General features: G+C 51.9%; 11 protein-coding genes and 1 pseudogene. All 12 read left to right on the top strand.

Annotated elements, in window-relative coordinates:
• Positions 1-44 precede the first annotated feature (44 nt).
• A complete protein-coding gene (locus LO50_RS14360; protein ID WP_161794487.1) occupies positions 45-1,301 on the top strand; it encodes an oligosaccharide flippase family protein in 1,257 nt (418 codons plus the stop codon).
• 158 nt (positions 1,302-1,459) lie between these two features.
• Positions 1,460-2,551, top strand: a complete 1,092-nt coding sequence (locus LO50_RS24730; protein ID WP_152623983.1) for a hypothetical protein — start codon at positions 1,460-1,462, stop codon at positions 2,549-2,551.
• Positions 2,552-2,846: 295 nt separating this feature from the next.
• Positions 2,847-3,026, top strand: a pseudogene (locus tag LO50_RS25385) (LbetaH domain-containing protein); the annotation flags it as partial.
• Between the two features lie 77 nt (positions 3,027-3,103).
• Complete coding sequence (locus LO50_RS14345; RefSeq protein ID WP_044315436.1) at positions 3,104-3,970, top strand: hypothetical protein; 867 nt, start codon at positions 3,104-3,106, stop codon at positions 3,968-3,970.
• Positions 3,967-5,085: a GDP-mannose 4,6-dehydratase gene (gmd, locus tag LO50_RS14340; RefSeq protein ID WP_044315435.1), complete on the top strand. Its 1,119-nt coding sequence runs from the start codon at positions 3,967-3,969 to the stop codon at positions 5,083-5,085. The genes LO50_RS14345 and gmd overlap by 4 nt, the downstream gene beginning before the upstream one ends.
• 2 nt (positions 5,086-5,087) lie before the next feature.
• The gene (fcl, locus tag LO50_RS14335) at positions 5,088-6,065 is read left to right on the top strand and encodes a GDP-L-fucose synthase (RefSeq protein WP_044315434.1); all 978 of its coding nucleotides are present in this window, start codon (positions 5,088-5,090) and stop codon (positions 6,063-6,065) included.
• Positions 6,066-6,081: 16 nt separating this feature from the next.
• On the top strand, positions 6,082-6,573 hold the full coding sequence (locus LO50_RS14330; protein ID WP_044315433.1) for a GDP-mannose mannosyl hydrolase: 492 nt from the start codon (positions 6,082-6,084) through the stop codon (positions 6,571-6,573).
• Position 6,574: 1 nt separating this feature from the next.
• Positions 6,575-7,984 (top strand): mannose-1-phosphate guanylyltransferase/mannose-6-phosphate isomerase, encoded by a 1,410-nt coding sequence (locus tag LO50_RS14325; RefSeq protein WP_044315432.1) that lies wholly within the window; start codon positions 6,575-6,577, stop codon positions 7,982-7,984.
• Positions 7,985-7,993: 9 nt separating this feature from the next.
• Positions 7,994-8,746, top strand: a complete 753-nt coding sequence (locus tag LO50_RS14320; protein ID WP_042923415.1) for a glycosyltransferase family 2 protein — start codon at positions 7,994-7,996, stop codon at positions 8,744-8,746.
• Positions 8,743-9,684, top strand: a complete 942-nt coding sequence (locus LO50_RS14315) for a UDP-glucose 4-epimerase family protein (RefSeq protein ID WP_042923414.1) — start codon at positions 8,743-8,745, stop codon at positions 9,682-9,684. The genes LO50_RS14320 and LO50_RS14315 overlap by 4 nt, the downstream gene beginning before the upstream one ends.
• Before the next feature lie 19 nt (positions 9,685-9,703).
• Complete coding sequence (locus LO50_RS14310) at positions 9,704-10,255, top strand: sugar transferase (RefSeq protein WP_042923412.1); 552 nt, start codon at positions 9,704-9,706, stop codon at positions 10,253-10,255.
• 160 nt (positions 10,256-10,415) lie between these two features.
• Positions 10,416-11,986: polysaccharide biosynthesis protein (locus LO50_RS14305; protein ID WP_425522001.1), on the top strand; the 1,571-nt coding region annotated here is incomplete at its 3' end.

The following is an 11,986-nucleotide window of genomic DNA, read 5'->3' as shown; positions in this document are numbered from 1 at the left end:
AAATAGACAGCAGGGAATAAGATATTAAAAAATATTCAGGGGTCTTGCTGACCTATTTAGAGAACTTTCTACGCCTTATCTATGGTGTAGGAGTTCTATTTGTAGCTCGGCATCTTCTCGGTGCCGAGTCTTTTGCGAGCTTTGCTTTTTATCTGTCGCTGGCGACACTGTGTTATGGGGTTTCGAAGTTTTCATTTGATGCTTATGCGATAAGAGAGTTTGTGCTGCATCCTTCTCAGGCAGTTTCGGTGCTCTGGAGGCTCATGCTTATTAGGAGCATTGGCAGCATAGTCATTGTCGGCGCCCTAATGGTATGTCTAAGTGCTTTTGATAAATATGAGGCGTTGTACTCGCTGATTATCGTTTTTCAGTTCGTCAGGGTGGTAGACACCGTTGAGTGGTTGCTGCGGGCGGAGGGCAAGCTTGCCACGCAAGCTATAGTAAGAATTGTGTCGATGATTGTCGTGTTGTTGGCGCTAACTATTCTGCTTGTCAATAGTCATTCAGTTAGTGCCTGGCATATCGTCTTGGTTCAGCTTTCTGAATGGGGGGTTATTTTAGTAGCCTATTTGACAATCTTTGCGCGTAAGGCGACTAAAGAAGTATCTGGCGGGAAAGCAGACAAGTTGTTGCTGGATGCTTCTGTGAAGAAGGTCGTGGCTGGCTCAATGTATGCGTATGCCGGGTTTGTCTTGTTTTTGTTGTACAGCAAGATCGATCAGTTTCTGCTTAATTGGCTGCTGCAACCGGAGTCATATGGCGTTTATATGATTGCTGCGCGTTTAACGGAAGCGGCTGTTGTCCTGATAATGTCATTGAATCTGTTTTTCTATCCAAAATTGGTCAGTGCTCATGCGGTTTCATTTGGGCGCTTTTCGATCATGGTCAGACGAATTTCGCTGGCTTTTTTATTGATAGCCACTGTGGTGGTTCTGTTCGTATGGATTGCTCGCGGCCTTTATGATTATTTTCCGTTGATGTTTCGTGATGTGGTGCCTAATGAGTTGCTGGTAATTCTCTCTTGGATGATTTTTTCGGTGATTCCAGTCTTCTTTTTTGGATTGCGTTCGTCGTTCTTCACCATCGTGGACAAACCGGGAAATATTCTGTTCGGGGCTGTTCTAGGATTTTCGAGTGCGGTGCTTATTGGCATTCCATTGATGTATATTTGGGGAGCTTTGGGGGGGGCGCTCTGTATCTTTTCAGTGGCTCTTTTCTCATTGTTTCTTTCAAATTTTTGTACGGTCGCTGGTCGAAGGTACTTAAGGGTGATTTTTGCGATTAAGGGTGTGCCAAGTTGAGTGGATTGGTAGAGCGATACTGTGCGGGTGTAAAGGTTTTGGCTGATTAGAGATGACTAAATAGTGGGTGTTTGTTCGGTCAGTTATGTTTAAATCTCTGCGCATGCATTTCATTGGTGCTAACTGTTTTAAGTGTATTTAGTATAGGGATTGATAACTTGAATGTACGTGGTTTGGTAATTTTCTTTGGGGTGTGCTATCTGCTGGCTGCAGTCGGCAGTATGTTCTCTGGGAGTGTTATCGTTCGAGGCGTGAGTGTGGCGTTTGGAATGTCTTTGTTAGTTCTGATGGCTTGGACTCTGTCTTATAAAGTTGGGCGCCAATTTTTTGCGATTTTAATTATTTTCTTCATTTTGCTTTCGGTGGGGGTTGCTAATTTTTCTTCAAGTGGCGGGCGTAGTGTATTTACTGTCTTTGTTGCTTTGGCTGCTTTTGGCATGGCGTGGGCGGCTATATATCACAACGCCACCATGCTATTTTTTGAGGTTCCTTTTTATCTTTTTCTTGGCTTGACAGTTTGGTTTGTTTTTTTGGGGTATGGTCCTGATGAGTTTAATATGGTGTTTGAGGGTTATAGTAGGAATGGATACTCTGCAGTATTGATGCTTTTCGCTATTGGCTATATTTTTTCTAGATGCTATAGATCGCTAAATGTCTCCATTGTGCTAATGGCTGCTGTGGTTGTGTGTTCTATTCCTCTCTATGGCCGGACGGGAATTGCAATGGCGTCTGTGCTTTTCTTGGTGGCATTATGGTCGCGCCACAAAATCATAGCTGCTAATCTTAGTGTTTTAGTGTTGCTTGTTCCGGTTTTTTTGGCTTCTGATATTGGGGCTTATATTTCCGCTCATACAAATTTCTCGTCAGGTGTTGATAGTCCGCGCTTTGTTATGTGGGTAGGTTACTTGGAGCGTATGGATTTGTTAGGCTTTTTGTTTGGCGTAGATTTAAATAGTGTCCCTATGATTGCGGATTATAATGGAAATCCGCACAATGCGTTTTTTTTGCTTCATGCTTATTATGGGGTGGGTTTTTTTGCGCTTTTCCTATGCTTTTTGGGTAGTTTTTTTTTCTTGTTGATGGACAGTCGATGGGTGTTCGTGGCTCTGCTGTTAATTTTTTTAGTGCGCTCTTTTTTTGATATTATATATTTGTTTGGTTTGCTTGATTATTTGGTGTTTCCGATTCTTTTTTATTCGGTTTTTAGGCGCCTTTTGAATGAGGAGGAGACTGGTGCGAGGGCTGATTAAGCGTAATCGTAGTCTGTATTTGGCCTTGCGTGAGCTTTTGATGATGTTGCGCAAGTGTAGGTATGGATGGAGGGCTGTGTCTAAGAAGTCTTGGGTGGTGTCTAAGCAAAGGTATATCGCTAGAGATTTCACGCTGGATGACTTTGGCTTTGTGGGCGCAGGCTGCACTATTTATCCGAAGGTCAGGGCAGGGCGTTTTTTGCTGATGGCGCCAGACGTTTCTATTATAGGTGCCGACCATGAATATAGGCGGGTGGGGGTGCCAATGTGTTTTTCCGGGCGCGAGACGCTTAAGGAAACCCTGATAGGCGATGACGTGTGGATTGGTCAAGGCGCCCAAATCATGGTTGGCGTGAAGATCGGTACAGGAGCCATCGTTGCCTCGAGGAGCGTGGTGACCCGCGATGTTCCGCCGTTCGCGATTGTTGCCGGCGTACCGGCGAAGGTCATCAAGTACCGCTTTGATGAGTCGGAGCGCGATAGCCATTTGCAGGCGTTGGCCAAAATTCAAACCTATGGGCACTTGGTCGAAGATCTGGAATAGTGATTTTTATGGATATGCAAAAGAAAATTTATTATCTGCTAAAGGCTTGGACGCCGCCGCGCTTGCTTCCGCTGGTGCTAAAGGGGGCGGTTCTTCTGCGTTATTTGTTATTGAGGGATAAGGCAGTTTTGAAGAAGAACTCTCGTTTAAAGGAAGCGGCGGTTGGGCGAGATGCTTATTTGCTGGCTACGGGGCCAAGTCTTAAAGGAATCGATCTGGGTTTTCTCGAGGGAAAGGACTGCTTTAGCGTCAGCAACTTCATGTTGCATCCTCAACTTAATGAAGTTTGTCCAAAGCTGCATTTTTTCGCACCTTACCATGAGCCGCTGATTTTCGAAGAGTACGTTTCGTGGTTGAGGCAAGCGGACGCCATGCTTCCAGCCTCTACAGGTATTGTGCTCGGTTTGCAAACAAAGGGTACGGTGGAGAAATATGGTTTGTTCAGGGGGCGCGAGGTTCATTATTTGTGTCTCGAGAAGGTTTCGCTGACCTCTGTGCCGGATATAACTTGCCCGGTTGTTGCGCCGCAGACAAGCCCGATCATGGTGCTGCCGGTGCTCCACTATATGGGGTATAAGCGGGTTTTTCTATTGGGGTGTGATCATAATATCCTAAAGAATTACGGAGGAGTGGTCGAGAATTTCTACTCTGCAGATCAGGATGCGCGCAAGAATGCAACTTCTGGCGATAATTGGCGCGACGGGATTGTAAAACACTTGGAGAATGCACTGAATGTTTTTGCACAGTACATGTATTACAAAAAAGTGTTTTCTGGTTCCGGGCGTGAGCTGAAACATACCTCGAAGGAGGGGTGGCTTGATTTCTTGGAATATACTTCTCTTGATGAGCTCAGATTGGCTAAGGTGAAGGAATGAAAAAGGCTCTAATTACCGGCGTGACGGGGCAGGATGGCTCCTATCTGGCTGAACTTTTGTTGGAAAAGGGCTATGAGGTGCACGGCATAAAACGCCGCGCGTCTTCTTTCAATACCCAGCGCGTTGATCATATTTATCAAGACCCGCATGTAGATAATCGCAATTTCGTTTTGCACTATGGAGATTTGTCCGACTCTTCGAACCTGACCCGAATTATCCAAGAAGTTCAGCCGGAAGAGGTATACAATCTGGGGGCACAGTCCCATGTCGCGGTAAGCTTCGAGTCCCCGGAGTACACCGCCGATGTGGACGCCATGGGTACCTTACGTATTCTCGAGGCCATTCGTCTATTGGGGTTGGAGAAAAGAACCCGGTTCTATCAGGCTTCTACTTCTGAACTCTATGGCCTTGTGCAGGAGATTCCGCAGAAGGAGAGCACGCCTTTCTATCCGCGTTCGCCCTACGCGGTAGCGAAACTCTACGCTTACTGGATCACCGTAAATTATCGAGAAGCCTATGGCATGTATGCCTGTAACGGCATTCTTTTCAATCATGAGTCGCCGCGCCGGGGTGAGACCTTCGTGACCCGAAAGATCACCCGCGGGTTGGCGAATATCGCTCAAGGGTTGGAGCAGTGTTTGTTCATAGGCAACCTCGATGCGCTACGTGATTGGGGCCATGCCAAGGATTACGTGCGTATGCAGTGGATGATGCTGCAGCAGGCAAAGCCGGAGGATTTCGTTATTGCTACGGGCGTCCAGTACTCTGTGCGGCAATTCATTGAGTGGTCGGCAAAGGAGCTGGGTATTACGCTGCGCTTCGAAGGCCGTGGTGTCGACGAGACTGCCGTCGTTGAGTCCGTCGTAGGCGACAAGGCGCCTGCGCTTAACGTTGGCGATGTGATCATCCGGGTTGACCCGCGCTATTTCCGTCCTGCCGAAGTGGAAACGTTGCTGGGCGATCCATCAAAAGCGAAAGAGAAGCTGGGCTGGGTGCCGGAAATTACAGTACAGGACATGTGTGCCGAGATGGTTCGCGAGGATCTCACCGCGGCACGCCGGCATGCCTTGCTCAAGCAGCATGGCCATGACGTACCGGTACCGATGGAGAACTGACCGTGGCCCGTTATCTGAACCAGACCATATTTGTGGCCGGCCATCGCGGCATGGTGGGCTCGGCGATTGTCCGCCGCCTTCGGGCATTGGGGTACGGCAATATCCTCACTGCTGAGCGGGACGAGCTAAATCTGCTCGATCAGCAGGCTGTGCACGCCTGGTTCCGGTCCCATGCGATCGAGCAGGTATATCTAGCCGCAGCCAAGGTAGGCGGCATACATGCCAACAACACTTATTCGGCTGATTTCATCTACGAGAACCTGATGATCGAGGCCAACATCATCCATGCTGCGCACACCTATGGCGTGCAGAGACTGTTGTTCCTCGGCTCCTCATGCATTTACCCCAAGCACGCCGAGCAACCGATGAAGGAGGAGGCGTTATTGACCGGCGCCCTCGAGCCTACCAACGAGCCTTATGCCATTGCCAAGATTGCCGGCATCAAGCTCTGCGAGAGCTATAACCGTCAACATGGGCGCGACTACCGCAGCGTCATGCCGACCAACCTTTATGGTCCACATGACAACTTTCATCCCGACAACAGTCATGTGATTCCCGCATTACTACGGCGTTTCCACGAAGCTGTTCAGCGCGGCGACAAAGAAGTGGTGATTTGGGGAAGTGGCAAGGCGATGCGTGAGTTCTTGCATGTCGATGATATGGCTGCAGCCAGCGTCCACGTCATGGAGCTTGATCAGGCCGCTTGCCAAGCTGCAACGCAACCAATGCTTTCGCACATAAATGTTGGTACCGGCGTGGATTGCACTATTCGGACGCTGGCGGAAACCATCGCCAGCGTCACCGGCTTCAAGGGACAGCTGATATTCGACAGCAACAAGCCGGACGGTGCGCCTCGCAAACTGATGGATGTCTCTCGCCTCAAGAGCCTCGGTTGGGAGGCCAGCATCACGCTGGAAGACGGTTTGCGTAACGCATATGGATGGTATGTCTCGAATGTCGAACAGGCACGGTCGCAGTGACTGCGGGAGTGCTTGCATGTGGCTAGACGAGGATGCTTTTCGGGGCGTAGTGGCTTCTACGCCGTTGGTGTCCATTGATCTTGTTGTTCAGAACGAGCATGGCGAGTTGCTTCTCGGCCATCGTCTAAATCGTCCGGCTCAGGGCTTCTGGTTCGTGCCTGGCGGTCGTATCCAGAAAAACGAGACTCTAGATGAAGCGTTCCGACGTCTCACTTCTGGCGAGCTGGGAAGTGCTTTCGACCGTGCTTCTGCGGGGCTGCTTGGCATATATGAGCATTTCTATACAGATAGCGTTTTTGGTAGGGCCGAGGACGGTATAGATACGCACTACGTAGTGCTTGCCTATCACCTGCTGCTACCTATTGACCACGTGCTCACGCTGCCAATTGAGCAGCACAGCGCCTATCGCTGGTGGCCAATCATTGAAATTGAGGCCAGCGCTAAGGTGCATGGCAATTCTCGCGCATATTTGGATGCGCTGCGTATGCATATGTGCAAAGGAAAATAAAATGCTTCTACCAGTAATTATGGCCGGCGGCTCGGGCTCGCGTCTGTGGCCGTTATCGCGGCAGCTTAATCCCAAGCAGTTTCTGGCGTTGACCGATGCGCAGTTATCCATGCTGCAGACGACCATCCGCCGGCTGGAGGTTCTTGAAGCGGGGTTGCCTCTGCTGATCTGCAACGAGCAGCATCGGTTCCTCGCTGCAGAGCAGCTCCGTCAGTTGAGTATGGAGCAGGCCAGTATTCTACTCGAGCCTGTTGGACGGAATACCGCACCGGCAATCGCCTTGGCTGCGTTGCAGGCAACACAGGAGGGCGATGACCCGATTCTGCTCGTGTTGGCCGCGGATCACCTGATTCAGGATGTAGACGCCTTCCACTCCAGTATCCAAGCGGCGATGCCGTTCGCTATCGATGGCAAGCTCGTTACGTTCGGCATCGTTCCGACGAATCCGGAAACCGGGTACGGCTATATAGAGAAAGGCAACGAGCTTGGCGAGGGCGGCTTTGCGGTGAACCGTTTCGTGGAAAAGCCGAGTCTGAATATCGCAGAGGAATACCTGGCGAGTGGTGAGTACTTTTGGAACAGCGGTATGTTTATGTTCCGGGCTAGCCGGTATCTGGGCGAGCTGGAGCGTCACCAGCCGTCAATACTCTCGGCCTGTCGTCAGGCGCTCGCGGCCGGAGCGCAGGATATGCATTTCATTCGTGTAGATGCCGCCGCATTTGCTGCCTGTCCGGAGGACTCCGTTGACTATGCCGTGATGGAGAAGACCAACGATGCAGTCATGGTGCCGCTAGATGCTGGTTGGAGCGACGTTGGGTCTTGGTCGGCGCTCTGGGAGGCCAGTAACAAGGATGCCGAAGGAAATGTATTCAAGGGCGACGTCCTCGGCCACGCCACTCGCAACTCCTTTGTTCAGGCTGACAGCCGCCTGGTGGCAACGCTGGGGGTTGAAGATTTGGTAATCGTAGAGACCAAAGACGCTGTGCTGGTCGCCCATAAAAACCAAGTGCAGGACGTCAAGAAGCTCGTCGAGCGCATCAAAGCTGATAATCGCCACGAGCACCTCAATCACAGGGAGGTCTATCGCCCTTGGGGGGTGTATGACGCCATCGACAACGGGCACCGTTATCAAGTCAAGCGCATTACCGTTCAGCCGGGCGCCAAGCTATCTGTACAAATGCATCATCATCGGGCTGAGCATTGGGTCGTGGTCAGCGGGACTGCACGGGTAACCAACGGCGACAAGACTTACTTGGTCACCGAAAACCAATCGACCTACATACCAGTAGGACAAGTCCATGCACTGGAAAACCCCGGAGTAATCCCATTGGAGCTGATTGAAGTTCAGTCGGGTTCCTATCTGGGCGAAGACGATATTGTGCGGTTCGAAGATCAGTATGGGCGCGCGTAAGGGGACGCTTTGAAGATTTCAATAATTACGGTGGCCTACAATAGTTCCACTACCATCGAAACGACACTCGACTCGGTACAGGCACAAGGCTATCCGGACTTGGAATATATCGTGGTCGATGGCGGTTCTACCGATGCGACATTGGATGTCGTACGCAACTATCCCGGTCTGGTTACTCAGCTTATTTCCGAGCCTGACCGCGGGATCTACGACGCGATGAATAAAGGTGTCCAGCGAGCTACCGGGGAGGTTGTTGGTATCCTCAACTCAGATGATTTCTATCGCCATTCACGGGTGCTGCAAGAGGTCGCTGAAGCCTTCGCGGCTGATCCAGAGTTGGAGGTATTGATGGGTGATGTGGATTTCGTGTCGGACGAGGATCTGCAAGATCCAGTGAGAACTTATAGCGCGACGGGTTTCCGACCCTGGATGTTTCGTTTGGGTTTCATGCCGCCACACCCAGCAATCTTTATTCGAAAATCTGCGTATGAGCGTGTTGGGCTATATAAGCTAGGCTACAGGATAGCTGCAGATTTCGATTTTCTTGTGAGATTGTTGCTGATCGACCAAGCAAAGTATCGAATCGCAGGTACCCACTGGGTCAGAATGCGCACCGGCGGAGCCAGCACTGCCGGCTGGAAAAGCAATTTGATATCAACTCGCGAGATGCTGCGTTCATTGCGTGAGAACGGCGTTTTTTCTTCTATGCCGATGCTGTTGCTTCGATTGCCTGTCAAATACATCAGACAGGTATTTCTATGAAAGTCCTGTTGACGGGGGCGAGCGGCTTCTTGGGGGGCACCATTATCGCCCACCTATCCCGGCAAGATCGGATCACCCTTTCCTGCGCGGTGCGCTCACCTCTCGCTCAGTTGGGCTTTGCGACTTTTGCTGTAGGCAATCTTTGCGCTGCTAATGATTGGTCGCAGCCTCTGCTTGGCCAGCAAGTAGTCATTCATGCTGCAGCGCGCGCCCATATCATGAAAGACGAGCTCGCCGACCCCCTCAGCGAATACCGTCTCGTCAACGTGGAAGGCACGCTTAATCTGGCTCGTCAGGCCGCTGCTGCTGGAGTCGAGCGTTTTATCTATATCAGTTCCATCAAGGTCAATGGTGAGTCGACGCCTTTGGGCAAGCCGTTCGTATCCAGCGACGCGCCTGCACCTGAAGACCCCTACGGGCTTTCCAAGCTGGAAGCTGAGCAAGGCCTGATGCAACTGGCTGCCGAGACTGGGATGGAGGTCGTGATAATCCGCCCTCCGCTCGTTTACGGGCCAGGTGTAAAGGGAAACTTTGCCAGCATGATCAAGTTGATCGACAGAGGTATTCCGCTGCCGTTTGGTGCTATCCATAACAAGCGCTCTCTGGTCGGTGTCGATAATCTGGTGGACCTTATCATTCGTTGCGTCGACCATCCTGCTGCCGCAAACCAGATATTTCTCGCAGGCGACGGCAAGGACCTGTCTACTACGGAGCTATTACTTGGCGTAGGCAAGGCGATGGATAAGCCAGCCAAGTTAATTCCAGCTCCTGCTGGATTTCTCCAGCTGGGTGCTACGTTGCTTGGCAAGAAGGCGATGGCTCAGCGGTTGCTAGGCTCTCTGCAAGTGGACATCAGCAAGACATGCGAGCTGTTGGACTGGAAGCCGCCGTACACGGTCGAAGAGGGCCTGCGTCGCTGCTTCGAGCCCGTCAAATGACTATCCGCAGGTAACCTTCGTGATCCGTATTTTCGATTTTGTCTTCTCTCTGCTGGGGTTGGTTTTCGGCTTTCCTGTGCTCGTATTACTTACGATCGTCGGACTTTTCGATACAGGTTCCCCGATTTTTCGGCAAGTGCGTGTCGGTCGCCATAAGCAGCCGTTCACGCTGGTTAAGTTCCGCACCATGCGGGTGGACACGGCGTCGGTTGCCACGCATCTGGCCAGTAGTGCGTCGATTACGCGATTCGGTCATTTTTTGCGCAAGACGAAGCTCGACGAGCTACCGCAGCTCTGGAATGTGCTCAAGGGTGAGATGAGCTTGGTGGGACCACGTCCTGGGCTGTTCAACCAAGAGGAGTTGACGGTCGAACGGGCCAAACGTGGTGTTTACGATGTGCGCCCTGGCATAACGGGCCTGGCCCAGGTTAGCGAGATCGATATGTCGACGCCGGTTTTGTTGGCCGAAACCGACCAGCAAATGATTAAGAGCCTGACTCTGGCTAACTACTTCAAGTACATCTTTATGACTGTGGCTGGAAAAGGCGCCGGAGATCGCGTCGTTCGATAGCTCGTTGGCTCGAGCTCTTGGAGATCTACCGCAGGTCTGAATTGTCGTTTAGGTGCTTCATATCGTGAAGGCTTGTGCTTTGCTGTTAAGCCACTCGCTAATTGCATTTCGCGTGATCAAAGCAGTGGTTGGCTAAGGAAGGGGCGTGTTTGTGTTGAGTTTGGCGGAAAAATTGCGGGCCCGATTGGTTTCTTTGCCTCGGCGCTACAAGCGCTTGATCCAGCTAGCGGCGGATATCGTGCTGGTATGGGTGGCGCTCTGGTTGGCCTTTGTGGTGCGGCTGGGCGACTCTAAAAATATCGAGCCGTTGGATGGCCATGCCTGGCTGTTCGGTATCGCGCCCGTCATCGCTATTCCATTCTTTATACGCTTCGGCATGTACCGCGCGGTGATGCGCTATTTCGGCAACGATGCACTGATGGCGATTGCCAAGGCTGTCACGCTTTCGGCATTACTGCTCTCCCTGGCCGTTTATTGGCGAACCGATGCACCCAAAGTCATACCGCGCTCGATGGTATTCAACTATTGGTGGTTGAGCTTGGTACTGATTGGCGGCTTACGCCTGGTGATGCGCCAGTACTTCATGGGCGACTGGTTCTCGCCGGATTCGCTGACCAAGTTCAAAGGGAAGGAGGTGGGGCTACCCAAGGTTGCCGTATACGGCGCAGGCGCTGCCGGTAATCAGCTGGTCGCTGCATTGCGCATGGGCCGTGCCATGCGGCCTGTGGCGTTTATCGACGACGATCCGAACCTGAAAAACCGGGTCATCGCCGGGCTGCGTGTGTATTCGGCCAAGCACATCGGGCAACTGGTAGAGGATACGGGGGCAGGCGAGATCTTGTTGGCCATTCCATCAGCCTCACGCGGTCGTCGTCGCGAGATTCTGGAAATGCTCGAGTGTTTCCCGCTGCATGTACGCAGTGTGCCGGGCTTTATGGATCTGGCGAGCGGCAAAGTGCAGGTCGAAGACATCCAGGAGGTGGACATTGCCGACCTGTTAGGGCGCGATGCGGTGCCGCCGCAGCAGGCGCTGTTCGAAAAATGTATTCGTGGCAAGGTCGTCATGGTGACCGGTGCGGGCGGGTCCATTGGTTCTGAGTTGTGCCGTCAAATCCTTTCGAACAAGCCAAAGGCGGTGCTGTTGTTCGAACACAGCGAGTTCAACCTTTACAGCATTCATATGGAATTGGAGCGTTTGATCGAGCGCACGTCATTGCCGATCAAGCTGATGCCGATCCTGGGTTCCATTCGCAATGCTGATCGATTGCTGGATGTGATGCGCACCTGGAGAGTGGAAACGATCTATCACGCGGCTGCCTACAAGCATGTGCCCATGGTCGAGCACAATGTGGCAGAGGGCGTACTGAACAATGTGATCGGTACACTGAACACTGCGCAGGCAGCGGTTCAGGCGGGTGTTAGCAACTTCGTGCTGATCTCTACCGACAAGGCTGTTCGGCCGACCAACGTGATGGGCAGTACCAAGCGTGTTGCTGAGCTGGTTCTGCAGGCGCTTAGCCGTGAACCGGCGCCGGGCTTGTTTGGCACTGTGGGCAGTGTGCATCACGTCAACAAGACCCGTTTCACCATGGTGCGCTTCGGTAATGTGCTCGGTTCGTCGGGCTCGGTCATTCCCCGGTTCTATGCGCAGATTCGCGCGGGCGGGCCAGTGACGGTGACGCACCCGAAGATCACCCGTTATTTCATGACCATTCCCGAAGCAGCTCAGCT

Source organism: Stutzerimonas stutzeri, from assembly GCF_000935215.1.
Lineage (GTDB): Bacteria > Pseudomonadota > Gammaproteobacteria > Pseudomonadales > Pseudomonadaceae > Stutzerimonas.
The sequence above is the reverse complement of the archived record's forward strand: the minus strand, read 5'-3'. Positions and strand labels throughout refer to the sequence as shown.